General features: G+C 70.2%; 18 protein-coding genes. 7 read left to right on the top strand and 11 right to left on the bottom strand.

What is annotated here, in order from left to right; translation table 11 throughout:
• Window positions 1-198: 198 nt before the first annotated feature.
• From WBK31_RS34895 to purD, 4 genes are all read right to left on the bottom strand, one after another.
• Entirely contained in the window at window positions 199-1,488 is a 1,290-nt protein-coding gene (locus WBK31_RS34895; protein ID WP_364061881.1) for a GTP cyclohydrolase IIa, read from the bottom strand.
• A gap of 200 nt (window positions 1,489-1,688) precedes the next feature.
• A complete protein-coding gene (gene murA, locus WBK31_RS34890; RefSeq protein WP_364061884.1) occupies window positions 1,689-2,954 on the bottom strand; it encodes a UDP-N-acetylglucosamine 1-carboxyvinyltransferase in 1,266 nt (421 codons plus the stop codon).
• A gap of 76 nt (window positions 2,955-3,030) precedes the next feature.
• On the bottom strand, window positions 3,031-3,867 hold the full coding sequence (locus WBK31_RS34885; protein ID WP_364061887.1) for a phosphoribosylaminoimidazolesuccinocarboxamide synthase: 837 nt from the start codon (window positions 3,865-3,867) through the stop codon (window positions 3,031-3,033).
• 226 nt (window positions 3,868-4,093) lie between these two features.
• Entirely contained in the window at window positions 4,094-5,314 is a 1,221-nt protein-coding gene (gene purD, locus WBK31_RS34880; RefSeq protein ID WP_364061890.1) for a phosphoribosylamine--glycine ligase, read from the bottom strand.
• 973 nt (window positions 5,315-6,287) lie between these two features.
• Here purD and corA point away from each other — a divergent pair.
• Window positions 6,288-7,328, top strand: a complete 1,041-nt coding sequence (gene corA, locus WBK31_RS34875) for a magnesium/cobalt transporter CorA (protein WP_364061893.1) — start codon at window positions 6,288-6,290, stop codon at window positions 7,326-7,328.
• Between the two features lie 25 nt (window positions 7,329-7,353).
• Here corA and WBK31_RS34870 read toward each other — a convergent pair whose 3' ends face one another.
• A complete protein-coding gene (locus WBK31_RS34870; RefSeq protein ID WP_406673795.1) occupies window positions 7,354-8,319 on the bottom strand; it encodes a glycerophosphodiester phosphodiesterase family protein in 966 nt (321 codons plus the stop codon).
• Between the two features lie 49 nt (window positions 8,320-8,368).
• Between WBK31_RS34870 and WBK31_RS34865 the strand changes: the two genes are divergently transcribed.
• Window positions 8,369-9,016, top strand: coding sequence for a GNAT family N-acetyltransferase (locus WBK31_RS34865; RefSeq protein WP_364061899.1), 648 nt, complete (start codon window positions 8,369-8,371; stop codon window positions 9,014-9,016).
• 4 nt (window positions 9,017-9,020) lie between these two features.
• Here WBK31_RS34865 and WBK31_RS34860 read toward each other — a convergent pair whose 3' ends face one another.
• From WBK31_RS34860 to fbaA, 3 genes are all read right to left on the bottom strand, one after another.
• Window positions 9,021-10,304, bottom strand: a complete 1,284-nt coding sequence (locus WBK31_RS34860; RefSeq protein ID WP_364061902.1) for an adenylosuccinate synthase — start codon at window positions 10,302-10,304, stop codon at window positions 9,021-9,023.
• A 99-nt stretch (window positions 10,305-10,403) separates the two neighbouring features.
• On the bottom strand, window positions 10,404-10,814 hold the full coding sequence (locus WBK31_RS34855; RefSeq protein WP_364061905.1) for a DUF3151 domain-containing protein: 411 nt from the start codon (window positions 10,812-10,814) through the stop codon (window positions 10,404-10,406).
• Between the two features lie 34 nt (window positions 10,815-10,848).
• Complete coding sequence (gene fbaA, locus WBK31_RS34850; RefSeq protein WP_364061908.1) at window positions 10,849-11,871, bottom strand: class II fructose-bisphosphate aldolase; 1,023 nt, start codon at window positions 11,869-11,871, stop codon at window positions 10,849-10,851.
• 187 nt (window positions 11,872-12,058) lie between these two features.
• On the opposite strand from fbaA, the gene WBK31_RS34845 reads away from it, so the two are divergent.
• Complete coding sequence (locus WBK31_RS34845; RefSeq protein WP_364061911.1) at window positions 12,059-12,772, top strand: DedA family protein; 714 nt, start codon at window positions 12,059-12,061, stop codon at window positions 12,770-12,772.
• A 73-nt stretch (window positions 12,773-12,845) separates the two neighbouring features.
• Window positions 12,846-13,313: a hypothetical protein gene (locus WBK31_RS34840; RefSeq protein ID WP_406673794.1), complete on the top strand. Its 468-nt coding sequence runs from the start codon at window positions 12,846-12,848 to the stop codon at window positions 13,311-13,313.
• 169 nt (window positions 13,314-13,482) lie between these two features.
• On the opposite strand, the gene pyrE is transcribed toward WBK31_RS34840, so the two are convergent.
• Entirely contained in the window at window positions 13,483-14,016 is a 534-nt protein-coding gene (gene pyrE, locus WBK31_RS34835) for an orotate phosphoribosyltransferase (protein WP_406673793.1), read from the bottom strand.
• Window positions 14,017-14,704: 688 nt separating this feature from the next.
• On the opposite strand from pyrE, the gene WBK31_RS34830 reads away from it, so the two are divergent.
• The gene (locus WBK31_RS34830; RefSeq protein WP_406673792.1) at window positions 14,705-17,254 is read left to right on the top strand and encodes a sigma-70 family RNA polymerase sigma factor; all 2,550 of its coding nucleotides are present in this window, start codon (window positions 14,705-14,707) and stop codon (window positions 17,252-17,254) included.
• Window positions 17,255-17,434: 180 nt separating this feature from the next.
• Window positions 17,435-18,895 carry an NYN domain-containing protein gene (locus tag WBK31_RS34825; RefSeq protein WP_406673791.1) on the top strand — a complete coding sequence of 487 codons (1,461 nt, stop codon included), beginning with the start codon at window positions 17,435-17,437 and terminating at the stop codon, window positions 18,893-18,895.
• A 35-nt stretch (window positions 18,896-18,930) separates the two neighbouring features.
• Here WBK31_RS34825 and WBK31_RS34820 read toward each other — a convergent pair whose 3' ends face one another.
• Together WBK31_RS34820 and WBK31_RS34815 are read right to left on the bottom strand one after the other, a co-directional pair.
• Window positions 18,931-19,560: a response regulator gene (locus tag WBK31_RS34820; protein WP_364061926.1), complete on the bottom strand. Its 630-nt coding sequence runs from the start codon at window positions 19,558-19,560 to the stop codon at window positions 18,931-18,933.
• A 3-nt stretch (window positions 19,561-19,563) separates the two neighbouring features.
• Window positions 19,564-23,784, bottom strand: coding sequence for a HAMP domain-containing protein (locus tag WBK31_RS34815; RefSeq protein ID WP_364061929.1), 4,221 nt, complete (start codon window positions 23,782-23,784; stop codon window positions 19,564-19,566).
• Window positions 23,785-23,973: 189 nt separating this feature from the next.
• Here WBK31_RS34815 and WBK31_RS34810 point away from each other — a divergent pair, with 189 nt between their 5' ends.
• Window positions 23,974-25,452 carry a SpoIIE family protein phosphatase gene (locus WBK31_RS34810; protein WP_364061932.1) on the top strand — a complete coding sequence of 493 codons (1,479 nt, stop codon included), beginning with the start codon at window positions 23,974-23,976 and terminating at the stop codon, window positions 25,450-25,452.
• Window positions 25,453-25,571: the final 119 nt, after the last annotated feature.

The raw sequence follows: 25,571 nt of genomic DNA, 5'->3' as shown, positions 1-25,571 counted from the left end.
CGATCGGGGCGTGGGAGAACATACCCGCATCTCCACGGGTCAACCAATCCGTTCACAAAAGTGCGCCCGCAATGTTCCTGAAGCCGACACGCTCCGGTCAACGTCCGGACCAAGAAAGAGGCCGGCACGCTCCAGTCAAGGTCCGGACCAAGAAGAAAGGCCGGCCCGCGCAGAGCGGACCGGCCTCGTCGTCCCGGCTCAGCGGGGTCCGAGCTTCTCCACGATCAGCCGGTAGAGCTGCCGTGGACGCCCAGGCTGCGGCGTGCGGTTCGGCGGAAGCGGCCACGCGAGTCCCTCGTCAACCAACGTGCGCAGCAACCGCCGTGCCGTACGCGGCGTCACCCCGAGCATCTTGCCCGCCCCTTCGGCGTCGACCACCGTGTCGCCGCCTTCGAGCTTGGCCGCCAGCCGGGCCAGTACCTCCACTCCTTTCGGTTTCAATGCGGTGGCCCCGGTCGGCGGCATCCGCGGAGCCGGGATCAGCGCCCGCCCCTCGCGGTCCACCGCGAAGCCCTGTGCCTGCTTGCCCGCCTGCGTGCGCGCCAGCGCGGCGCGGGCGTGCGACTCGGCGTCGTGCGTCGTGCGGCCCATGCCCACGCCGACCTCGACCGCCAGCCCCAGCTCGTCCCTGATCCTGGCGGCGAAAGGCAACACCCTGAACCCGTCCGTGGCCGCCGCGATCGAGCCTCTGGTGGCGGTCACCAGGTAGCTGTGATCGTCGATGGGCCAGACGGTGGCGTTGATGCGGTTCGCCTCCTGGACCAGCAGCCGGTGCAGCGACAGCCGCAGCTCGTCGCGCCAGTAGCGGGGCGCCGCACGCCGCACGGGCTCGCGCAGCGTCGGCACCTCCACCAGCACGACGGTGAGCTGCGACTCCTCCAGGCGGTGGTGTGCTCCGAGCAGCGCCGCGGTGTGCAGCGCCGTACGGACCGCCGCCGAGGTCGGCTTGATCCTGATGACGGGCACGCCCGCCGTCTGCAGGCGTTCGGCCACCGCGGGCAGGCACGTGAGCGCGCCCGTGGTGGCCCCCTGCCGGGCGAGGCGTTCGTGGTAGGCCGCGATGGTGCCGGTGGCGCCCGGCTCGTCGCGGCTGTGCACGTCCGTCGCGGGGATGCCGAGGTCGGTGTACGCCTCCTCGACGTCGGCCCTGGTGACCACGTCGATGCTGACCCGTTTCGGGTCGATGCGGGTGTCGAGCGCCGCCTTGGCGAGCGCCGCCACCAGTGCCGCTCCGCCGAGCTGCACGTACGTCGCGGGCATCGTCAGCACGCCTGAACGCCGGGCCAGGTCGTAGGGGACCGGGCTGGCGAACAGGCACGCGTCGACACCGGGACCGAGCCGCGTCACCTTGTCGGGCGCCTCCTGCTCGTCGCGGTAGGCCGCGGCGACCAGGCGACACGGCAGCGGCGCCGCGGCGTGACCCATCAGCATGACTCGCTCGACCAGGTCGTGGGGTCCGACCACGCCGATGGTGAGGTCCGGTGTCATAGCGCCCGGGCGTGACACTCGGGGAGTTTCTTCGGCCCTCTCGACCAATGTTCGTCCCATCCTGCCGTCCGTTGCAGTGCTCTCTTTTGGAACGATCGCTCGCGGGGGCCGTAATGTCACGCCCGACTTTTCCGGAAAGCCGTTCTGCTGGACCGTCCGACTACGTGTTTTGGCAGCTCAACGCCACTTTTCTGGCGTTTTTAGCGCTCAGAAATCTCTCGTGTAATGTCCGCTCCGAGAGCACGCATTCGCGCCGCGAGATGTGCGTGGCCGCGGTCGATCAGGTAACCGGAGTCGATCACCGTCTCGCCCTCGGCGGCCAGCCCGGCCAGCACGAGCGCGATGCCCGATCGCAGATCGTGAGCGGTCACGTGCGTTCCGGTGAGCGGCGTACGGCCACGGACGATGGCCCTGCTGCCCTCCACCTCGACGTTGGCGCCCATCTTGTTGAGCTCGCCGGCCAGCGCGAAGCGGCCGTCGAAGATGCGCTCGTGGATGTAGCTGGTGCCGTCGGCGAGCGCCGCGACGGTCATCATCGGCGACTGCAGGTCGGTGGCGAAGCCCGGGTAGGTGTCGGTGATGATGTTGATCGGGCGCAGCGGGCCGTCGCAGCGTACGTGCAGGACGGCGCCCTGCCGGTGGAACTCGACGCCCATCTGCTCCAGCTTGTAGCGCACGACGCCGAGGTCGAGGCCGGTGCCGACGAGGCTCAGCTCGCCCTGGGTGATCGCCGCCGCCATGGCGAAGACGCCGGCGTCGAGGCGGTCGGGCATGACGGTGTGCTCGACGGCGTGCAGCTCGTCGACGCCCTCGACGGTGATGAAGCCCGTGCCGCCGCCGCTGATGCGCGCGCCCATCTTGCCGAGCATGTCGATGACGTCGAGCACCTCGGGCTCAAGGGCGGCGTTCTCGATCACCGTGGTGCCCTTGGCTAGGCAGGCGGCCATGATGAGGTTCTCGGTGCCGGTGTGGGACGGGGTGTCGAGGTAGAGGGTGGCGCCGGTCAGGCCGGCCGCCTTGACGTGGATGACGGTCTCGCCCTCGTCGACGACCGCGCCCAGGCGCTTGTAGCCGAGGTAGTGGAAGTCGAGGTTGCGGCTGCCGAGGTTGCAGCCGCCGACGCCCTCCACGACGGCTTCGCCGAGGCGGTGCAGCAGTGCGGGGGTGAACAGCACCGACCCGCGGAAGCGCCGGGCGATCTCGGCGGGCAGGACGGGGCTGCTGACCTTGGAGGCGTCGATGACCAGCGTGCGCTCGGCTTCGTGCAGTTCGACGTACGCGCCGACCGCTTCGGCCAGCTCGACCGCGCGGCGCACGTCCTCGATGATCGGCACGTTGCGCAGGACGGTGCGGCCCTTGGCGGCGAGCAGGGCCGCACCGATCATGGGAAGCACGGCGTTCTTCGCGCCCTGGATGAACGCGGTTCCACGCAGTGCGTTGCCACCGCGCACGCGGTAACGGACCATTTCGTGCGGCTCCTTGATTTCCGGTGAGGCTCGGACGGGCCAACAGTAGTCGCTCACACCACTTGGCCCAGCCGAATCATCCGCTAAAGGGAGCCCCCGTGATGCGCTCATACGCTTCTAGGTATCGCTGCCGGGTGCGCTCGACGATGTGGTCCGGAAGGCGCGGTGGGGGGTTTCCGGTGGATTTGTCCCATCCGGATTCGGGCGATAGCAGCCAATCGCGTACAAATTGCTTGTCAAAAGAAGTCTGACTGCGGCCGGGCTGCCACTCGTCGGCAGGCCAGAACCGCGACGAGTCGGGAGTGAGCACCTCGTCGCCCAGCGTGAGCACGCCGTCGGAGTCCCAGCCCAGCTCGATCTTCGTGTCGGCCACGATGATGCCGCGCTCGGCCGCGATCTCCGCGCCGCGCTCGTAGACGGCCAGCGTGATCCGGCGCAGCTCCTCGGCGGTCTCCGCGCCGACCTCCGCCACGACTCGCTCGTACGAGATCGGCTCGTCGTGCTGACCCTGCGGCGCCTTGGTCGACGGCGTGAAGATGGGCTCGGGCAGCCTGGAGCCGTCCTCCAGCCCCGGCGGCAGCGGCACTCCCGACACCGTGCCCGTGGCGCGGTATTCGCTCAGCCCGCCACCCGTCAGATAGCCCCTGGCCACGCACTCGACCGCGACCATCTTCAGCGGCCTGCACACCACGCTGCGGGCGTCGTCGCCACGCTTGACGACGTGGTTGGGCACGACGTCCTTGAGCTGGTCGAACCACCACAGCGAGAGCTGGGTGAGAATGGCCCCCTTGTCGGGGATGTCGGGCTCAAGAATGTGGTCGAAGGCCGAGATCCGGTCGGACGCGACCATCACCAGCAGGCCGTCGTCCGTCTCGTAGAGATCGCGGACCTTGCCAGAGTGCACATGCTTCACGGGTCAAGTCTGCCACCGGCCGCCCGACCCGGCGGGCGAGGGGGCACGTCCGGCGGGCCCGGCGGGCGAAGGGCCATGCGGCCCCTCGCCCGCGGCGTCACATCACTTCACGGTCGCGAAGTCCATGCGGTGGTCACTTCACGGTCGCGAAGTTCATGCGGTGGTCACTTCACGGTCGCGAAGTTCATGCGGTGGTCACTTCACGGTCGCGAAGTTCATGCGGTGGTCACTTCACGGTGGCGATGTCCGTACGGTGGTGCGAGCCGCGCATCTCGATGCGGCCGACCAGCTCGTACGCCGCCCGCCGCGCGCTCTCCTGGTCGGGCCCGTGGCCGATGACGTTGAGCACCCGGCCGCCGGCCGAGACGATCTCGCCGTCCTTCCACGCCGTACCGGCGTGCAGCACGTACGCGTTGTCGGTGGACTGCAGGCCGCGGATCACGTCGCCCTTCACCGGCGAGTCGGGGTAGCCCTCGGACGCCACCACCACGCACACCGCCGAGCCGGCCTTGAAGACCGGGTCGAGCCCCAGCTCACCGGTGGCGCAGGCCATGAGCAGCCCGCCGAGCGGCGTCTCCAGCCGGTCGAGCAGCACCTGGGTCTCGGGGTCGCCGAAGCGGGCGTTGAACTCCACCACTTTCGGGCCCTTCGAGGTCAGTGCCAGCCCGACGTACAGCACGCCCTGGTACGGCAGCCCGCGCCGGGTCAGCTCGCCGATCGTCGGATGCACGATCTCCCGCATGACCTGCTCGGTCAGCCCGTCGGGTGCCCACGGCAGCGGCGTGTACGAGCCCATGCCGCCGGTGTTGGGGCCCTGGTCGCGGTCGTAGGCGCGCTTGAAGTCCTGGGCGAGCTGCAGCGGCACCGCCGTGCTGCCGTCGCACAGCGCGAACAGCGACACCTCGGGCCCGTCGAGGTACTCCTCGATCACCACCCGCTCGCAGGCCCGCGCGTGGGCGAGCGCCTTGTCGCGGTCCTCGGTCACGACGACGCCCTTGCCCGCCGCGAGCCCGTCGTCCTTGACGACGTACGGGGCGCCGAACTCGTCGAGCGCCGCCGCCGCCTCGGCCTCGGTCGTGCAGGTGCGCGAGCGCGCGGTCGGCACGTCGGCGGCCGTCATGATCTCCTTGGCGAACGACTTGGAGCCCTCGATCATGGCCGCGTCGCGCGAGGGACCGAAGCAGGCGAAGCCCGCCTCGCGTACGGCGTCGCTCACCCCGGCCACGAGCGGCGCCTCCGGCCCGATCACCACCAGATCGACCCGCAGTCTGGTCGCCAGCCCCGCCACCTGCTCGGGGTCGAGCGGATCGACGGGATGGACGGTGGCGACCTCCTCGATGCCAGGATTGCCTGGCGCACAGTGAAGCTCGCTGACCTGCGGATCGAGCTTGAGTGAACGGCACAGGGCGTGCTCACGCCCTCCGGAACCAATGACTAGAACGCGCACGCGCCCCATTCTCGCAGGCCCACCACCACCCACGAGTCCCCCGCCCACCCGCCGAGACGCGGCTCTTCGGCGGGGCGGGGTGCGTCCTTCGGTGGGGTCGGGGCTGCTGATCTTCGCTTCGGAGGGGTGTTGCCCCGGCTTCGCCGGGTCTGTCCCGCCGGCGGTGTGTCCGGCGGACTTCGCCGTGGTCGGGTGGGGCCGTCCGGCTGACCCTGCGCTCCGGCGCTCCCGCCGTACTTCGGTGCTGTCCTTCGGGAAGAGGAGGAGGTGGCAGCCGCTGCGTCGGGCCGTCCACGGCCGGGCGCTCGCGGTGGTCGGCGAGGGCCGTTTCGCCGACCCGCCGTCGCGACGCTCCCGCCGTATTTCGGTGCTGTCCTTCGGGAGACGGGGGCGGCAGGGGGAGCCGTGCGGCTCGGTCGCTTCGGTGCTGCCCGGTGTGCCGGGTTCCGGCCTCGGAGGGGCGCCGCCCTGGCTTCCGCCGGGCCGCCGAGCCGCCGGGTCGGCTCCGTGCTCGGCGGACTTCGCCGGATGGGCCCCGAAGGACAGTACCGAAGTGCGGACAGGCCCTCGCAACGGCGGGCCCCGGGGTACGGCGGCGGGGATGGCGGAATAGGCAAGAAACTTTGTGGAGTTCTACATCGGCGGGGGCCTGGGGGCGAGTATCGTCAGATGGGTTCTTCCCGCCTGTGGTAGGTTAGGGCGGCTCTACGGCGTCTCGTGTGATTGGAGGTGGTCCGGGATGAATCCTGGTGATCCCAGCAGTACGTGCTCGCACACGTACACCGTGCATACCCCCGACCACTCCAATTCGGCAGCCTGATCGTGCCTCCACGCATGTGTGTTTGATTGAGGTGACTTCGTCGCGCGTGGAGCGTGCCTGGTCGGGCGGAAAGGGACTGCCATGCGCTCGTCCACCCTTTTCCGTCGCATCAACCGACACTCGTCCGTACCTACGCGTGCCAAGCATCAGCACGTGAAGCCCCCGGCACCGGTACGCGTGCCGCCGGGCGACTCCGTCGTCGAGTTCGGCGCCTACGTCCAGGGCAAGAAGATGCCCGCGCCCGGCATCGTCGAGGCGCTGGAGCTCGTACGCGAGCACAACGCGACCTCCGACGGCGCGAACGCCTTCGTCTGGGTCGGCCTGCACGAGCCCGCCGCTCCCGAGGTGGAGTGGCTGGCCGGCGTGTTCGGCCTGCACCCGCTGGCCGTCGAGGACGCGGTCAAGGCCCACCAGCGCCCCAAGGTCGAGCGGTACGGCGACTCGCTGTTCATGGTGCTCAAGACCGTCGCCTACCTCGACCACGAGCAGCCGGGCGACGGCAGCGAGATCATCGCCACCGGCGAGATCATGATGTTCCTCGGCGCGGACTTCGTGGTGACGGTGCGCCACGGCCGCCACTGTCCGCTCGGCGGGGTGCGCGAGCGCCTTGAGGACAAGCCGGAGCTGCTCAGCCGCGGCCCCTCCGGTGTGCTGCACGCGATCGCCGACCACGTGGTGGACCAGTACCTCCAGGTGGCCGACCTGATGCAGCTGGAGCTGGAGGAGGTCGAGGCGACCGTGTTCGCCGACGTCAGCTCCCGCGACATCAACCGCATCTACCAGCTCAAGCGCGAGATGCTGGAGATGAAGCGGGCGGTCACGCCGCTCCAGGCGCCGCTGCAGGCGCTGCCCCAGCGCCGCGTCATCCCGTCGGAGATGCGCGAGTACTTCCGCGACGTCGGCGACCACCTGTCCCGGGTGTGCGAGCAGGTGGAGTCGTCGAACGAGCTGTGCAACTCGATACTGCAGGCCGCGCTGGCGCGCTCCAACGCGCTCGCCAACGAGGACATGCGCAAGATCTCGTCGTGGGTGGCCATCCTGGCCGTGCCCACGATGATCGCCGGCATCTACGGCATGAACTTCGACTTCATGCCCGAGACCAACCAGGTGTGGGGTTATCCGGCGGTGCTGGGCGTCATGGTGACGGTCTGCGTGCTGCTGCACCGGGGCTTCCGTCGTAACGGCTGGCTCTGAAGCCTGAGCCACGCCCCGGTGCGGCTCACACGCCGACCGGCTTGAGCGGGCCGACCGGTTCGGGAAGCTCGAGCCCCCGCTCCCGCCACAGCTCCCGCATCCGGTCGGGGTAGTCGGTGACGATCCCGGCCGCGCCCAGATCCAGCATCCGCGCCGCCAGGGCGGTGTCGTTGACGGTCCACACCGCGACGTCGAGCCCGGCGGCCCGCGACTGCGCCATCAGCGTCTCGTCGACCATGATGTGCTCGGGCGAGAGCGTGGTGGCGCCCGCATCGCGCGCCGCCGCAGGCACATCGTCGCCGACGCCCTCGTTCCAGTGCAGGGTGTCGAGCTCGATCAGCGCGAAGCGCCGCGTGCCGGGCGCGAGCTTCTCGGCGTGGCTGATGATCCGCCAGTCGAAGCTGAGTATGGCCGCGTTGTCGAGCCTGCGGTGCCGTTCGAGCTCTTCGAGCACGAGCTCGGTGAACATGTGCGGGTCCGACGTCAGGTGCGGCCGCGTCGGGTCCGACTTCAGCTCGACGTGCACCCGTACGCCATCGGCCTCGTAGGCGTTGATCAGCCCCAGCACCGCGCCGAGCGTCGGCATGCGGGTCTCGGGCATGGGGACCTGAGTCATGGCGAACGGGTCGTTGGGGTGACGCGGCACGCGTACGCCCACGTCGAGCGTGCGCAGCTGTGCCAGCGTCAGGGAGTTGATGGGCTTGCCGACGTAGGGGTAGAGGGGATCGCCGGGATAGGCCGGACGCCGGTCGGCGCTGGTGACGGCCGACACCGTCAGGTCGTGCGTGAGCACGAGGCGGCGGTCGGCGGTGAGCGCGACATCGAGCTCCAGCGCGTGGACGCCCAGCTCCATCGTGCGGCTCATCCCGGGCAGGGTGTTCTCCGGCCAGAGGCCGCGAGCCCCCCGGTGACCATGTATCTCAACGCGCACACCCGGGACCCTACCTGGCCGGAGGCTCTTGAAGGCAGAGCCACGCCGTGTCCTTTTCATCCTGATACGCCCGGTCGGGTGAATCAGGCCAGACAATAGGCTGTTCGTCATGACGGAGGTTCTCAAGTCAGCCCATTTCCCGACAGTACGGGCGTGGGTTGACGGCTGGGTCATCTCCCGCAAAGCCCCCCGGCCCGTACGCGAACCGTGGGGCCTGCGCGTGGACGTCGGGCTGCCCGGCCACGTGGCCCGCCACATCGTCTCGGCGCCGACGCCCGAGATCCTCCGCCGCCTGACGGCCACCATCCGCACCCCGGGCACCTGGCTCAAGCTCTGCGCCCCGCCCGAGGCCGTGGCCCCGCTGCTGCCCGAGCCCTGGGCCGTACAGGACCCGGAGTTCATGATGACCGCCCGCCTGGTCCGCGACCCCGTGCCCGCGCCCGACGGCTACACGCTGGCCGTCACCACCCGCGCCGGCGTCACCGTCGCCAGGGTGCTGACCGCGGCGGGCGAGGTCGCGGCGCGCGGCCAGTTCGCCATCGCGGGCGAGACCGCCGTCATCGACCAGGTGGAGACCGCCGCGAACCACCGCCGCCGCGGCCTCGGCACCGTCGTGATGAAGACGATCGCGACCGCGGCCACCTCGATGGGCGCCACCAACGGCGTCCTGGTGGCCACCGCCCAGGGGCGCGCGCTCTACTCCACGCTCGGGTGGACCCTGCACACCCCCATGACGGCGGCCGTCCTCACGGGGTAGCGGCTCAGACCAGCGGGCGCACCACGATCGTCTGGTCGCGGCCGGGGCCCACGCCGATGGCCGAGATCGGCGCGCCGCTCATCTCCTCGATGGCGCGCACGTACGCCTGCGCGTTCGGCGGCAGGTCCTCGAACGACTTGGCGCTGGAGATGTCCTCCTGCCAGCCGGGCAGCTCCTCGTAGACCGGCACCGCGTGGTGGAAGTCGGTCTGCGTCATCGGGATCTCCTCGTGCCGCACGCCGTCCACGTCGTACGCCACGCACACCGGGATCCGCTCAAGCCCCGACAGCACGTCCAGCTTGGTCAGGAAGTAGTCGGTGATGCCGTTGATCCGGGTCGCGTACCGGGCGATCACCGCGTCGAACCAGCCGCAGCGGCGGTTGCGGCCGGTGGTCACGCCGTACTCGCCGCCGGTCGTGCGCAGCCACTCGCCCATCTCGTCCTCCAGCTCCGTCGGGAACGGGCCGGAGCCGACGCGCGTGGTGTACGCCTTCAGAATGCCGATGATCTTCGTCAGCCGGTTCGGCGGGATGCCCGCACCCGCGCACGCACCACCCGAGGTGGGCGAGGAGGAGGTGACGAACGGGTACGTGCCGTGGTCGATGTCCAGCAGCGTGCCCTGACCGCCCTCCAGCAGCACGAACTTGTCCTCGTCCAGCGCCTTCGACAGCACCAGCGAGGTGTCGGCGATGTGCGGCTTGAGCCGCTCGGCGTAGGCGAGGTACTCGTCCAGCACCGCCGCCGGGTCGATGCCGCGGCGGTTGTAGACCTTGGTCAGCACCTGGTTCTTCTCGGTCAGCGCGACCTCGATCTTCTTCGCCAGGATGCCCGGGTCGAGCAGGTCCTGGACGCGCACGCCCATCCGGGCGATCTTGTCGCCGTACGCGGGCCCGATGCCGCGCCCGGTGGTGCCGATCCTGGCCTTGCCCAGGTAGCGCTCGGTCACCTTGTCCAGGGCCTTGTGGTGCGGCATGATCAGGTGCGCGTTCGCCGAGATCAGCAGCCGCTCGGCGGAGATGCCCCGCTCGGCCAGCCCGTCGATCTCGCCGAGCAGCACACCCGGGTCTATCACCACGCCGTTGCCGATCACCGGTACGACGTCCGGTGACAGAATCCCCGTGGGGAGCAGGTGCAGCGCGTACTTCTGATCACCGATGACCACGGTGTGACCCGCGTTGTTGCCCCCCTGATAGCGGACGACATAGTCGACGTCGCCACCGAGCAGGTCGGTGGCCTTGCCCTTGCCCTCATCGCCCCATTGGGCACCCACGAGTACGGCAGCCGGCATGGTTCAGTCTCCCGAGCACAAAACGAAAACCCCTGGCGCAAGCGCGACAGGGGCTCTTGCGTAGAGAGACTACCCGAACGTGCCTATTCGTCCCAAGGGTCAGCCCTTGGTCAGCGCGTCGTATCCGCTCTCCGTGCTGTCCTTGAGGAACTGCAGGCAGCGTTCGGCCTCGTCCTTCTCGCCGATCGCCTGAGCGGCGCGGTGCAGCGCGTACAGGCAGCGCAGGAAGCCGCGGTTGGGCTCATGCTCCCAGGGGATCGGGCCGTGTCCCTTCCAGCCGTTACGGCGCAACTGGTCGAGCCCGCGATGGTAGCCCGTACGGGCGAAGGCGTAGGAGGTCACGGCGTGGCCCTGGGCGAAGTATTCCTCCGCCAGCGCGGCCCACGCAGCCGGGTAGGCGGGGAAACGCGCGGCCACGTCGGCCGCCTTGGCACCGGATTCCAGTGCCTGCCTGGCCTCGGGCAGGTCCGGCAGCTTGGTCGGGGGCGGCCCGGCGAGAAGGTTTTCCATAGGACAAGTCATACCCGCAGGGCCGCCCACATGACTAGGAGATCTTCGTCCCAGCGCTCTTGAGGTGCTGGCACGCCTCGACCACGCGGGCGGCCATGCCGGCCTCGGCGGCCTTGCCGTACGAGCGGGGGTCGTAGGTCTTCTTGTTGCCGACCTCGCCGTCCACCTTCAGCACGCCGTCGTAGTTGCGGAACATGTGGTCGGCGATCGGGCGGGTGAAGGCGTACTGGGTGTCGGTGTCGACGTTCATCTTCACCACGCCGTACGAGATGGCCTCGTGGATCTCCTCCAGCAGCGAGCCGGAGCCGCCGTGGAAGACCAGGTCGAACGGCTTCTCCTTGCCGTACTTGGCGCCCACCGCCTCCTGGATCTCCTTCAGCACGCTCGGCCGCAGCTTGACGTGGCCCGGCTTGTAGACGCCGTGCACGTTGCCGAACGTGGCCGCCAGCATGTAGCGGCCCTTCTCGCCCAGGCCGACGGCCTCGGCGGTGGCCAGCGCGTCCTCGGGAGTGGTGTAGAGCTTCTCGTTGATCTCGCCGACGATGCCGTCCTCCTCACCGCCGACGACGCCGATCTCCATCTCCATGATCACGCGCGCCTTGGCGCACTTGTCCAGGAGCTCCTTGGCGATCTCCAGGTTCTCCTCGAGCGGTACGGCCGAGCCGTCCCACATGTGCGACTGGAACAGCGGGTCGAGACCCTTGTTGACCCGCTCGATCGAGATGTCGAGCAGCGGCCGCATGTAGCCGTCGAGCTTGTCCTTCGGGCAGTGGTCGGTGTGCAGCGCCACCGTGACCGGGTACTTCGCGGCCACCACCCGGGCGTACTCCGCGAGCGCCGTCGCGCCCGTGACCATGTCCTTGACCGTGCTGCCCGAGAGGTACTCGGCGCCGCCCGTGGAGACCTGGATGATGCCGTCACTCTCGGCCTCGGCGAAGCCACGCAGGGCGGCGTTCAGCGTCTGGGAGGAGGTGACGTTGATCGCCGGGTAGGCGAATCCGCCGGCCTTGGCCCGGTCGAGCATCTCAGCGTAGACCTCTGGAGTCGCAATAGGCATGATTCATCTCCCTGAGAAGTTGCGGCTTCGCGCCAGGGCCCAGTATCCCGGCTCACTACCCGCTGTGGTAGAGACAACGCGCGCTTCATGGTCTGTAGTGGAGACAACACGTCTTTGACGGCAGATGACGGGGACAGCATCCTTGAAGGTCATCTGCCGCATCCCGGCTACAGGTAGGCTCTCCGCCGTGGACTGGCTCTTGAATCTCCTTGACCCGACATGGTGGCTGACCATTCTGGGCGCTTTCGCCACCATCGGCGTTCTCGCCATCATCTTCGCCGAAACGGGTCTGCTCCTAGGGTTCTTCCTGCCCGGCGACTCGCTCCTGGTGGCCGCGGGGATTTTCAGCTCGGCCTCGGTCGCGCAGGGCATGGGCATCGAACCGCTCTCCTTCCCCGTCCTGGTGATCGGCACACCGCTGTGCGCCATCGCGGGCGCTCAGCTCGGACATTTCCTCGGCATGCGTTTCGGCCGCAAGATGTTCGACAAACCCGATTCCCGGCTGTTCAAGCGCGAACACGTCGTCAGGGCCGAGGAGTTCTTCGAGAAGTTCGGTCCCGCCAGGGCGGTGATTCTGGCGAGGTTCGTGCCGATCGTCCGCACGTTCATGAATCCCGTCGCCGGCGTGCTGCAGATGAGCAGCAAGCGATTCTTCATCTGGAACGTCGTCGGCGGCGTCATCTGGGTCGAGGGCCTCATCCTGCTCGGCAACTTCCTCGGCGCCCAGGTCGATCCCAAGCAGATCGACAAGTACATCCTGCCGGGCGTCTTCCTGATCGTGTTCATCTCGCTGATCCCGATCATCGTCGAGGCCATCAAGCACCGCCGCGCCGGCAAGCGGCTCCCCGAGCCCAGCGGCAAGCACCACCGCGTGCCCTCGAGCTTCGACGGCCAATACTGACCGCTCGTGAGCCGGGCGGGGCGGATCGTCTCCAGGTACGCTGCCCCCTGTGGGACGCCACAGGTCTGAACCGATGGGCCTCGCCCGATTAGCGCTCCTCGTCGTGACCGCGCTGGCCGTCGTGGCACTCCTCTTCGTCGGCGGCCGCGCCCTGCTCGGCATGCTCGGCGACGCGGCCGGTGAGACCGCACGCGAACGCTCCTCCCCGGCGCCCGACGGGGGCACGGAGGCGGACACGCAGGCGGACACGCAGGCGGACACGGAGACGGGCGCTGAGACCCCCTCTGCCAGTGCGCGGGTGCCCACCGTACGCATCGAATGCATCGCCGAGACCTGCCCCCTCGTCACAGTCCGCGTACCGGGTGGGGACGTGCTTCTGTACCGGGACATGGCGCGGGGCGAGGAGGTCAGCTACTTCGAGCCGGAGCTGGACGTGGTGCTGAGCGACGCCGCCACGGTCCGCGTCACGGAGAACGGCGAACTCCGCCCCCAGGGCGCCCCGGGCAAACGCGAAGCCTTCACCGCCACCGCCCCCGACTGACCCGAACCGCTGCGTCGGCCGCGTCTGGCGGTCTCGGCCGTTGTGCGCTCAGGGCCCGAGATCGGGCCCAGGTCGGCCTCGGCAGCGGTGTGATCAGAGACCGAGATCGGCCCCGGCCGGGAGCGGTGTGCTTAGAGTCTGAGATCGGCCCTGGCCCGAAGTGGTGTGCTCAAAGTCCGAGATCGGCCAGCGTGTACGCCGAGCGGTATTCGAGCCCCTCGGCCGCGATCCGCTCGGTGGCGCCACGGTCGACGATCGTCGCGACCGCCACCACCTCGGCGCCCGCCTCACGCAGCGCTTCCACGGCCGTCAGCGGGGACGAGCCGGTGGTCGAGGTGTCCTCGACGACCAGCACCCGCCGTCCCTTGACCTCGGGCCCCTCGATGCGCTTCTGCAGGCCGTGCGCCTTCTGCGCCTTGCGCACCACGAACGCGTCGAGCGTACGGCCCCGCGCCGCCGCCGCGTGCAGCATCGCGACCGCCACAGGATCGGCCCCCATCGTGAGCCCGCCGACGGCGTCGTAGTCGAGGTCGGCGGTCAGGTCGAGCATCACGCGGCCGACGATCGGCGCCGCCACGCCGTCGAGCGTGATGCGCCGCAGGTCGAGGTAGAAGTCGGCCTCCTTGCCCGAGGACAGGATGACCTTGCCGTGCACGATGGCCTTCTTCGTGATCTCGGCCAGGAGGGTGTCGCGATCCGTCATGCGTCCAAGCTTAGGCTCCTGATCAAAACGGCCCTCCGCCGGTACGCCGCAGGCGCACCGCCCCCTGCTTCCGTCTGCTCGCCCCCGGTCGGTGACGCCCTCACGCCGCAGGCGCGGATCGCCCGCCCTCGCGGGTGCCCGCCGCCCGCACTCGCTGAGGTGCGCCGCCCGCGTTACGTGCCGCCCGTGCTGCGCGCCACTGCGCTTCGCGGTGGCCCGCTGCTCGCGCTTCTCGCCTTGCTCGGGCAATGGCCCTCGCACTTACCGGTGCCGCACAGCCACGCCTCACCTGCGCCTTCCGCTCACGTTGGCTGGTGTGCGCGGTGGGCGTGCGGTGGGGCGGCTTGTGTCAGCTCGTGTCGGTTCGTGGCGGCTGGCGTGCGCTGCGGGGGCGCGGCTCGCTTGTTCGCGCCGAGGCACGCGCGGCCGCCACGCTGCCTTGCTCGTCGGCGCACGTCCTCGCCACGGCGTGCGCCGGTGTTCGTGCTCGCCGGCGCATGCCCTCGCCACGGCGTGCGCCGGTGCTCGTGCTCGCCGCCCTGCCCGCGCCGCTCTCCCGTGGCCGCCGGTCCGCGGCTCGCCGATAGCAAGGCTGCGGTCGCGCGGAGTAAAGGGCCGTGCGCGGTTTAGTCAACAGGGGGAGTGCGGAATGATTGCGCGGGCAACCCCGCGTAATCGTGAGGTCACTATGGGTACCGTATCGGCACAGAGCGACGCAGAGCTCCTTCAGGCGGTCAGAGAGGGCAATGCCGCTGCTTACGGGCAGCTCTACGAGCGCCACGTGGTGGCGGCGCGTGCCATGGCCCGGCAGCTCGTCAGGAGTGCCGAGGCCGAGGACGTGGTGGCGGAGGCGTTCACGAAGATCCTCGACCTGGTGGGCAGGGGCGGCGGGCCCGACACGGCCTTCCGCACCTACCTGCTGACCGTCGTGCGCCGCACGGTCCACGACCGCTCCCGCGTGGAGAGCCGCCAGGTGAGCTCGGGCGAGGTCGAGCAGTACGACCCCGGGGTGCCGTTCATCGATCCCGCGCTGGCGGGGCTGGAGAAGTCGCTGATCGCCAGGGCGTACCTGTCGCTGCCCGAACGGTGGCGGGCCGTGCTGTGGCACACGGAGGTCGAGCGGCTCAAGCCGGCGGATGTGGCGCCGCTGCTGGGCCTGTCGGCCAACGGTGTGGCGGCGCTGGCGTACCGGGCCAGGGAAGGGCTGCGGCAGGCGTACCTGCAGCTGCACCTGGGCGCGCCGCCGCAGCGCGAGTGCCGTCCTGTGCTGAGCAAGATGGGGGCGTACGTACGCGGCGGTTTGGCCAGGCGCGAGTCCAAGGCGGTGGACGAGCACGTCAAGTCGTGCGAGGAATGCAATGGGGTGCTGCTCGAGCTGACCGACGTCAACCGCGGGCTGCGCGTCATGGTGGGCCCGCTGATCGCCGGGCCGATGTTCGGCGGCTACGCGGCGGCGCTGGCCAAGGCCACGGCGACCGGCGGCGCGGGCGGTCTGCTCGGCATGCTGCGGCGGCTGCGGCGGACGCCCAGGCAGCAGCAGGCCATGATGGCGGGCGGCACGGCCGTGCTGGTGGCCACGGCGGCCGGGCTGCTGCTGGTCTCCGACGAACGTCCGCTGCAGGCCGCGCATCCGGCGGCCACGCCGGTCGCGCAGTCGCCGGTCACGCCCGATCCGGTGCCGGTGCCGGTCGATGCGCCATCCGATGCCGAGACCCCCGTGCCGGTACGGGCGCCGAGCCCGAGCGAGGCGCCGGCCAGGGTGCCGCCGCCCGTCAAGACGGCCAAGCCCGGCCCCGCCCGGCTGCGGGTCACGATCGAGCCGCTGGGCGCGCTCGTCCGGGCCGAGACCGGCCTGATCGCGCTGCGCCTGCGCAACTACGGCGGTTCCGCGAGCGCGAGCCTGTCCGCCGACGTACGCCTGCCCTCCGGCGTGACCCTCATCCCCGCCCCGGCGGCCCGCCCCGGCTTCGCGGTCCCGGCGGCTCACCCCTTCACGGGCTCCTCCGGTCCGCGGGCGTCGGGAGTTCCGTCTGCTCAGGGGGCCGCTGTCACGGCTCGTGGCGGGGGCGGGGCGGCGGTTGCTGAGGCGGTCGAGCGGGCGGCCGGGCGGAGGTCCGATGAGGCGGCCGGGGCAAAGTCCGACGGGTCCTCCGGTCCGAAGAGCACGATGGACGGGTGGACCTGCCGGCCGTCCTCCGGCGGGGCCACGTGCACGAGGAGGCCGCTGGCGGCGGGGCAGGGGACGGCGGTGTTCCTGCGGGTCCTGGTGGCCGAGAGCGCGCCCGAGGGCGGTGGCCCCTCGGTCCGGGTCGCGGCCGGGTCGCTGCGTGTGCGGGCCAAGGCCAAGCACGGCGTACGCGCGTCCGGCGCGCCCGCCAGGTTCGCCACCGACGGCCCTGTGACGGTACGCGCGATCGGCAACACCCTGCTGACCTGCCCGCGCGAGGTCGCGAGCTGCGCCGAGGCACGCAGGCGGGCGGGCGCCCAGCGCGACAACGACCTGTGGCCGATGATGGCGCTCGATCTCGACGACCGTTCCGAGACCAAGTCATCAAGCGGCGCGAAGCTGACGCTGCCGAAGGGCGGCAAGGTGGTGTGGGCGGGCCTGTACTGGTCGGCGACCGGCGACGAGGCAGGCCCGATCAAGCTGCGGCCCCCGGGGCGGCGGCGCTACGTGACGGTCAAGCCCGCCGACGTGGCGGTGCGCGAGCTGCCGCTCGGCCCGGTCTACCAGGCGTTCGCCGACGTCACCCACCTGGTCGGCAAGAGCGGCACCTACTGGGCGGGCGACGCCCCCATGGAGGAGGGCCCCGCCCGCCACGCGGGTTGGAGCCTGGTGATGATCGTCAGCGACCCGGACGAGCCGTACGGCCAGGCCATGGTGCTCGACACCGCCACCGTGATCGGCGGCGCGTCACGGCGCGTACGCTTCCCGCTCGGCGGACTCACGCCCGCCGCCGCGCCGGCCAGGGCGGAGCTGGTCACCTGGGAGGGCGACGTGGACCTGCGGGGCGACAAGGTCTCGCTGGGCACGGGCGCGCTTACCCCGGTGGGCGGCGACCGTGACCGCTCGAACGTCTTCGACGGCTCATCGCGCGGCGTGCCGGAGCTGACGTTCGGGGTGGACGTCGACACGGTCACCGCCGAGCTGGGCGCCGATCCCGGGCTGACGATCGTCACGGACAAGGACGTGGTGCTGTTCGGAGTGGCCGCGGTGAGCGTATGGGCGAGGCAGTGACCGTGAACGGGACAAACTGGTACGGTTCGGCTGATTGCTCTGGTGAGACGGCGAGTGCTATTCGAATCGTGGTGATTAAGCCTCGCGCGATCACCTGCTTTCATTACCCTGAGAGAGGGCCGCCGAGTCCGGTCTCTGACGGTGCAGAGCCAGCAAGGTCGGACCACCAGGAAAGGGGCGGTGTCAGTGGATCGCTGCGCGCTGTTCGTGGACGCTGGCTATCTGCTGGCTGATGGCGCGATGGCCGTGCACGGCACGCGTCATCGTGAAGCGGTCGCCTGGGATTACCCAGGGCTGCTCCAGCTGATGACCAGTCTGTCGCGTGAGCGCACCGGCCTGCCGCTGCTGCGCTGCTACTGGTACGAGGCGACGGTCGAAGGCCGCCGCACTCCAGAGCACGACGCGCTGGCCGACATCCCCGGGCTCAAGCTGCGGCTGTCGCGCATCAGGCCGGGCCGTCGCGAGGGCGTGGACGCTCAGGTCCATCGCGACCTGATGACGCTCGCCCGCAACAACGCCATCTGCGACGCGGTCGTGGTGAGCGGCGATGAGGACCTGGCGCAGGTCGTGTGCGACGCCCAGGACCTCGGCATCAGGGTCACCGTCATCCACATCGCCGCCGAGGGCGGCTGGGCCGTCTCGCGCTCGCTGCGCCAGGAGTGCGACGACCTCGTGGAGCTGGGAGCGGTCCATCTGCGGCCGTACGTCACGCTCGTCTCCGGTGCCACCGAGGCGTCCAACGGCCACCAGCCGCTCAGCAACGGGCAGGCCGCCCACTCGCTGCCGCCCGCCCAACCGGCTCAGGCCCAGGCTCAGCCCCAGCCCGCTCAGCCGGCGCAGCAGCCGTCGCTGCCGGCGTCGTCCTCGCTGCCGCCCATGCCGCAGGCCCCGCAGCCCCAGCAGTCCCAGCAGGGCCAGCAGCTTCAGCAGGGCCAGCAGCAGCCTCAGCAGGCCCAGCAGCCTCAGCAGACGCCGCAGCCCACCGGCAGCCACGCCGCGGGATCGCAGTCGGGCTCCTCGTCCACCGGCAGCCACGCGGCCTCCAACGGGCCGTCGTCGGGCCAGCAGCAGTCGCAGCCCGTGCTGCCGGCGTACGCGAACTATCAGCCCGAGCAGCCGGCGCAGACGCCGCCGCCCGCGCCCGCCAACCCGACCGCCACCGCGCCGGTCCAGGCGCAGCCGCAGTCGTCGCAGAGCGGCAACGGCAGCACCGGCCAGTTCCCGGCCCAGCCGAGCACCTCCTACCAGCAACAGCAGCCGGCGCAGTCGAGCGGCTCCTACCAGCAACAGCAGCCCGCCCAGTCGAACAGCACCTACCAGCCCGCGCAGCTCGGCCCCTACACCGGGCCGCAGCCCGCCCCGATCAACCCGCCCCCCGCCGCCACGGCCGGTGCCACCACGCTGGCCGACGCCGTCAAGTCCGCGCACCGGGAGGGCCACGACTTCGGCGAGTCCGTCGCCCGCGACGCGCCCGCACTCTGGCTGGAGGCCGTGCTGGCACGCAAGCCCCGCATGCCCTCCGACCTGGAGGCCCGCCTGCTCCAGGGCTCGTCGCTGCCGATCGACTTCCTGCTGCACGACGAGGTACGCCACGCCCTGCGGCGCGGCTTCTGGGACGCTTTGGAACGCGCCCGCCACTGACCCTTTCCGGCCAGGGCCGTGGCGAGCGGTGGAGGTCAGGAGAGGGCGTCGAAGCCCGCGCGCAGCCGGGCGACGCGGTCGGCGAGATCGGCGAGCGGCACCGCCAGCGCCGGGTCCTGAGACTTGCGGGCCAGCTCGCGCACCCTGGCCAGCTCGTCCTCGACGGCCGTCAGCCGCCGCGACAGCTCGGGCAGCACCGACGCCTGGTCGCCCGCGCCGGGCGGCAGCTCGCCGCTGAGCCGGTCGCGCAGCATGCTGGCCTGCTCGGCGAGCCGCTTGTTCATGTTGTACAGCTCGGTGAACACCGACACCTTCGCCCGCAGCACCCACGGGTCGAAGGGCTTGGTGAGGTAGTCGACGGCGCCCGCCGCGTAGCCGCGGAAGGCGTAGTCGGGCGCGCTGTCGACCACGGTCAGGAAGATGATCGGGATGTTGCGGGTACGCTCGCGCCGCTTGATGTGGGCGGCCGTCTCGAAGCCATCCATGCCGGGCATGCGAACGTCCAGCAGGATCAGCGCGAACTCGGTGTTGAGCAGCGCTTTCAGCGCCTCCTCGCCCGATCTGGCGCGTACCGGCACCAGGTCGAGCGAGCTGAGGATGGCCTCAAGGGCGATCAGGTTCTCCTCGCGGTCATCGACGAGGAGGATCTTGGCACGCTCCGGCATCGATCACGACCCTTCGGATGGCGGTGCGGACGTGTCGGCCGAGCCGCCGCTTCCCCGGCTGAGCCAGCCGCGCAGGCGCTCGAGCAGGCGGTCGACATCGACGGGCTTGGGAACGTAGTCGGACGCACCCGACGCGATGGACTTCTCCCTGTCGCCGCGCATGACCTTGGCGGTCAGCGCGATGATCGGCAGGTCGGCGAACTGCGGCATGCGGCGGATGGCCGAGGTCGTGGCCCAGCCGTCCATCTCCGGCATCATGATGTCCATCAGCACGAGCGCGACGTCCTCGTTCCGTTCGAGCTGTTCGATGCCTTCCCGCCCGTTCTCAGCGTAGACCACGGTGGAGCCGTGGCGTTCGAGCACGCTGGTCAGCGCGAAGACGTTACGGATGTCGTCGTCGACGATGAGGATCTTCGCGCCGTTGAGCGGGTCGTCGCCCTGCCACTTGCTGGGCGTTTCGACGGGCGGCTCGACCAGCTCGGGCATGGGCAGGTCGAGCGGCAGCGGCGGCTCGGGCACGGTGGTGGCGGCGGTGGTCGTCGCGGCGGTGGCGGTGCCGGTCACCTCCTCCGGCGGCGGCGTCATGAGCTGGCGCCGCGAGGCGGAGCTTCCGTCGGTGGCGGCCAGCGGGCCGGTGTAGGAGGCGGGCAGGTAGAGGGTGAACGTGCTGCCCTTGCCCAGCTCGCTGTCCACGTGGATCTCGCCGCCGAGCAGCCGCGCGATGTCGCGGCAGATGGCGAGGCCGAGGCCGGTGCCGCCGTACTTGCGGCTGGTGGTGCCGTCGGCCTGGCGGAACGCCTCGAAGATGACGTCGCGCTTGTCGGGCGCGATGCCGATGCCGGTGTCGATCACCTGGAACGCCAGCAGGTCCTCGGCGTCGTGCAGCGAGTCGTCGTCGTACTGCACGCCGGGCGGCGCGGTGGAGACGCGCAGCTTGACCTCGCCGCGCGGGGTGAACTTGACCGCGTTGGACAGCAGGTTGCGCAGCACCTGCTGGAGCCGCTGCTCGTCGGCGCGCAGTTCCTGCGGCACGTCGGGCTCGATCTCCACGCTGAAGGCCAGGCCCTTGTCCTGGGCCACCGGCGCGAAGGCGGCCTCGAGCAGCTCGACCATCTTCGGCAGCGACACCTGGATGGGGTGGATGTCCATCCGGCCGGCCTCGACCTTCGACAGGTCGAGCATGTCGTTGATGAGCTGCAGCAGCGCCGAGCCCGCGCTGTGGATGGTCCGCGCGAACTCCACCTGCTGCGATGTGAGGTTGCCCTCGGCGTTCTCGGTGAGCAGCTTGGCCAGCACCAGCAGGCTGTTGAGCGGCGTGCGCAGCTCGTGCGACATGTTCGCGAGGAACTCGGACTTGTAGCGCGAGGACACCGCGAGCTGCTCGGCGCGCTCCTCCAGCGTGCGGCGGGCCTGCTCGATCTGGAAGTTCTGGATCTCGATGGCACGGTTCTGCTTGGCGAGCAGCGCCGCCTTGTCCTCCAGCTCGGCGTTGGACCTGCGCAGCTCCTCCTGCTGGCGCTGCAGCTCGTCGGAGCGCTCCTGCAGCTCGCGGGTGAGCCGCTGCGACTCCTTCAGCAGGTCCTCGGTGCGGGAGTTGGCGATGATGGTGTTCATCGTGACACCGATGGTCTCGACGAGCTGCGTCAGGAAGTCGAGATGCACCTCGCCGAACGGCGTGAACGAGGCCAGCTCCAGCACGCCGAGCACGCGGTTCTCGAACAGGATGGGCAGCACCACGATCTGGGCGGGCGTGGAGCGGCTGAGCCCGCTGTCGATGGTGATGAACTCGGGCGGCACGTCGTCGAGCACGATGTGCCGGCCCTCGGCGGCGGCCTGGCCGACGATGCCCTCGCCGATGGCGAAGCGCCGGCGCGGACCCCGGTCGGGGCGTACGCCGTAGCCGCCGATGAGGATCAGCTCGTTGTCGGCGTCGGGGTCGATGCTGTAGAAGGCGCCGTAGCGGGCCGAGACCAGCGGGGTCAGCTCGCTCATCGTGAGCTTGGCGACTTCGAGCAGGTCGCGGTGGCCCTGCATGAGCCGGGAGATGCGGGCCAGGTTGGACTTGAGCCAGTCCTGCTCCTGGTTGGCCTGCGTGGTCTCGCGCAGGCTGGCCACCATGGAGTTGATGTTGTCCTTCAGCTCGGCCAGCTCGCCCTGCGCCTCAATGGAGATGGAGCGGGTGAGGTCGCCGCGGGCGACGGCGCTGGTCACGGTGGCGATGGCGCGGATCTGCGTGGTGAGGCTGCTCGCCAGCTCGTTGACGCTCTCGGTGAGCCGCTTCCACGTGCCCTCGACGCCTTCGACGCGGGCCTGGCCGCCGAGCTGGCCTTCGGTGCCGACCTCGCGGGCGACGCGGGTGACCTCGGAGGCGAACGACGAGAGCTGGTCCACCATCCGGTTGACGGTGGTCTTGAGCGCGAGGATCTCGCCCTGGGCGTCCACGTCGATCTTGCGGGTGAGGTCGCCGTTGGCGACCGCGGTGGTCACCTCGGCGATGTTGCGCACCTGGTACGTCAGGTTGTTGGCCATCGAGTTGACGTTGTCGGTGAGGTCCTTCCAGACGCCCGACACGCCCTTCACCCGCGCCTGGCCGCCGAGCTGGCCTTCGGTGCCGACCTCGCGGGCGACGCGGGTGACCTCGTCGGCGAAGGACGACAGCTGGTCCACCATCGTGTTGAGGGTGTCCTTCAGCTGGAGCATCTCGCCCTGCGCGTCAACGGTGATCTTCTTCGACAGGTTGCCCTGCGCCACCGCGGAGGACACGGCCGCGATCTGCCGCACCTGCGAGGTGAGGTTGTTGGCCATGGAGTTGACGTTGTCGGTGAGGTCCTTCCAGACGCCCGACACGCCTCTTACCTGCGCCTGGCCGCCGAGCTGGCCTTCGGTGCCCACCTCACGGGCGACGCGGGTCACCTCGGAGGCGAACGACGACAGCTGCTCGACCATCGTGTTCATCGTGGACTTCAGCTCGAGGATCTCGCCCTGGGCGTCCACGTCGATCTTGCGGGTGAGGTCGCCGTTGGCGACCGCGGTGGTGACCTGCGCGATGTTGCGCACCTGGTACGTCAGGTTGGCCGCCATGGAGTTGACGTTGTCGGTGAGGTCCTTCCAGACGCCCGACACGCCCTTGACCTCGGCACGGCCGCCCAGCTTGCCCTCGGTGCCGACCTCGCGGGCGACGCGGGTGACCTCGTCGGCGAAGGACGACAGCTGGTCCACCATCGTGTTGAGGGTGTCCTTCAGCTGCAGGATCTCGCCCTGCGCATCGACGGTGATCTTCTTCGACAGGTCGCCCTTGGCCACGGCCGTCGCCACCGTCGCGATGCTGCGCACCTGCGAGGTGAGGTTGTTGGCCATGGAGTTGACGTTGTCGGTGAGGTCCTTCCAGACGCCGGACACGCCGGTCACCCGCGCCTGGCCGCCGAGCTGGCCTTCGGTGCCGACCTCGCGGGCGACGCGGGTGACCTCGTCGGCGAAGCCGGAGAGCTGGTCCACCATCGTGTTGACGGTGTTCTTCAGCTCGAACATCTCGCCCACGGCGTCGACCGTCACCTTGCGGCTCAGGTCGCCCTTCGCCACGGCGGTGGTCACCACGGCGATGTCGCGCACCTGCGCCGCCACGCGCGAGGACATCGTGTTGACCGCCTCTGTCAGGTCGCGCCAGCTCCCTGACATGCCGCGCAGGTTGGCGCTGCCGCCCAGCCGGCCCTCGGTGCCCGCCTCGCGGGCGACCCGCAGGACCTCGGAGTTGAACAGCGCGAGCTGGTCGACCATGCCGTTGATGGCCTTGCCGAGCCTGCGCACCTCGCCGCGCGCCGACCTGTCGAGGTCGATGCGCCGCGACAGATCGCCCTTGGCGACCGCGTCGATGACGTCGGCCGCGCCGCTCACCGGGCTGACCAGGGCGTCGATGAGCTGGTTGACGGACTCGACGCTCTCCGCCCACGCGCCGACGCCGGGCCCGGGCGTCAGACGCTCGCTGAAGCGACCTTCCTTGACCACTTCTTTACGTACGCGCGTCAGCTCTTTGGCCAGGTGCTCGCGACGGTCGGCGATGTCGTTGAGCACCATCCGCACTTCGCTGAGTATGCCGGGAGGAGCATGAGGAACCCGACGCCGGAAGTCGCCGTCACGCCAAGAGTAGAGAGTCTCCAGGATGGGTACGAGATCCGACTCCGTGTACGTCCTCTCCTTTGGACTTGGCGCAACTTTGGCCGTGGTCATGGGGCCTCCTTCACTCGCGGCTGGCTCCAGCGAGTGATTCAAGTCTGTCACGATGAGTAGCTCGTAGTCCTGTCCTTGGATTTACCCCAAGTCAGCGGGAAGTGTGGTAGGCACGTGAGGATGACTGCTTCTCCCCATGCGGTGCTCGCTGCGACGTTCGCGCCGGGCGAGTCCGCTGCGACGGCTGCGATGAGGTTCACGCGCGAGGTGATGACCGCGTGGGCCACCGGCGGCATGCTCCATACCGCCGAGCAGGTCGCCGGAGATCTCACCGCGCAGGCCGCCGATGAGCCGTTCGAGGTGATCTGGAAGCATTTCGGGGACGCAGTCCAGGTCGAGCTGCGGCAGCGAAACCTCTCCCAAGGTGATCTGAAGGCTCCTTCCGTGCACGTCGAGGAGTGGGGAGTCACCTTCTCGGGCGACTCCCGTGTCCACTGGGCCAGACTCACGCTACCCGGCTCCCCGGACACCATGGCCGCCGAATGGACGGAGGAGAGCAACAGAGGCCCCCACTGGCTGGGCTTCCTCGCCGACGCGAGCGACCTGCTCGCGGGCACGCTCGACCCCGACATGGTGCCGGCCATCATCGCCCAGGTCGTGGTGCCGCGCCTGGCGAGCTGGTGCGCCGTCTACACCTCCGACCACAGCGCGCCGCCGCGGCTGGTCTACCTCTGGCACGCCGACGAGGCGCGCATCGACGGCCTGCGCGAACAGCTCGGCGAGATGGACGTCGCCGCCGCGGCCGACACCCAGGTCACCTCCACCATTCACCTCGCCGAGTGGCAGGTGCTCGCGGTGCCGCTGATCGCCCGCGGCCGCACGCTCGGCATGATGTGCCTGGGCCGCTCCGACCGCTTCCCTGACGAGGTCATCCAGTTCGCCGACGACATCGGCAGGCGCGCGGCGCTGGCCATGGACAACGCCAGGCTCTACGCCCAGCAGGCCGCCGCCAACCGGGCGCTGCAGCGCAGCCTCCTGCCGCCCAACGAGCCCGAGGTGCCCGGCCTCGACTACGGCGTCATCTACGAGCCCGCCGGCGAGGCCAACGAGGTCGGCGGCGACTTCTACGACCTGTTCAAGGCCGGCGACGACTCCTGGCGCTTCGCGATCGGCGACGTGTGCGGCACGGGCCCTGAGGCCGCCGCCGTCACCGGCCTGGCCCGCCACACGCTGCGGCTGCTGGCCAGGGAGGGTTACGGCGTGGCCGCCGTGCTCGGCCGGCTCAACCAGGCGATCCTGGAGGAGGGCGAGCGGGCGAGGTTCCTCACCCTGCTGCACGGCGACATCACGCCGATGCCCGAAGGGGGTCTGGAGGTGCGGCTGGTCTCGGCGGGCCACCCCGAGGCGCTGCGGCTCAAGCCGAGCGGCAAGGTCGAGGCGGTCACCACCCCGCAGTCGCTGCTCGGGGTCTTCCATGAGGTGACGTTCGAGGCCGACACCGTCAGGCTCGACCCCGGCGACGTGCTGCTCGCCGTCACCGACGGGGTGACCGAGCGCCGCTCCGGCGGGCGGCTGCTCGACGACGACGGCGGGCTGGCCAAGATGCTGGCCGAGTGCGCGGGCCTGTCGGCCAGGGCGGTGGCCGAGCGCATCCGCAGGGGCGCGGCCGAGTTCGCCTCCGAGCCCAGCGCCGACGACCTGGCGATCGTGGTGCTGCGCGCCCGCTAGGGCTCGTCCGATCATGGCGGGCTCGTGTTGTCGCTGCTCACGTACGTTCTTTCCGGGTGGGTACGGGGTGCCGTGATGCTGACACGCCGGATGACCGAAGGTCAAGCCCTTGGTAAGAA

The organism is Nonomuraea sp. N2-4H (assembly GCF_045291505.1).
Taxonomy (GTDB): Bacteria; Actinomycetota; Actinomycetes; order Streptosporangiales; family Streptosporangiaceae; genus Nonomuraea; species Nonomuraea fastidiosa.
This window is presented reverse-complemented; position numbering and strand designations above follow the sequence as displayed.

Coding starts and splice junctions, on each gene's coding strand:
- WBK31_RS34820 (WP_364061926.1), bottom strand. CDS start 19,560: ATGCCGGAGCGTGCCAAGATCCTCCTCGTCGATGACCGCGAGGAGAAC.
- WBK31_RS34830 (WP_406673792.1), top strand. CDS start 14,705: ATGGGTACCGTATCGGCACAGAGCGACGCAGAGCTCCTTCAGGCGGTC.
- WBK31_RS34815 (WP_364061929.1), bottom strand. CDS start 23,784: ATGACCACGGCCAAAGTTGCGCCAAGTCCAAAGGAGAGGACGTACACG.
- WBK31_RS34870 (WP_406673795.1), bottom strand. CDS start 8,319: ATGAAAAGGACACGGCGTGGCTCTGCCTTCAAGAGCCTCCGGCCAGGT.
- murA (WP_364061884.1), bottom strand. CDS start 2,954: ATGGTCCGTTACCGCGTGCGCGGTGGCAACGCACTGCGTGGAACCGCG.
- WBK31_RS34810 (WP_364061932.1), top strand. CDS start 23,974: ATGAGGTTCACGCGCGAGGTGATGACCGCGTGGGCCACCGGCGGCATG.
- WBK31_RS34860 (WP_364061902.1), bottom strand. CDS start 10,304: ATGCCGGCTGCCGTACTCGTGGGTGCCCAATGGGGCGATGAGGGCAAG.
- pyrE (WP_406673793.1), bottom strand. CDS start 14,016: ATGACGGATCGCGACACCCTCCTGGCCGAGATCACGAAGAAGGCCATC.
- WBK31_RS34855 (WP_364061905.1), bottom strand. CDS start 10,814: ATGGAAAACCTTCTCGCCGGGCCGCCCCCGACCAAGCTGCCGGACCTG.
- WBK31_RS34895 (WP_364061881.1), bottom strand. CDS start 1,488: ATGACACCGGACCTCACCATCGGCGTGGTCGGACCCCACGACCTGGTC.
- WBK31_RS34865 (WP_364061899.1), top strand. CDS start 8,369: ATGACGGAGGTTCTCAAGTCAGCCCATTTCCCGACAGTACGGGCGTGG.
- fbaA (WP_364061908.1), bottom strand. CDS start 11,871: ATGCCTATTGCGACTCCAGAGGTCTACGCTGAGATGCTCGACCGGGCC.
- WBK31_RS34840 (WP_406673794.1), top strand. CDS start 12,846: ATGGGCCTCGCCCGATTAGCGCTCCTCGTCGTGACCGCGCTGGCCGTC.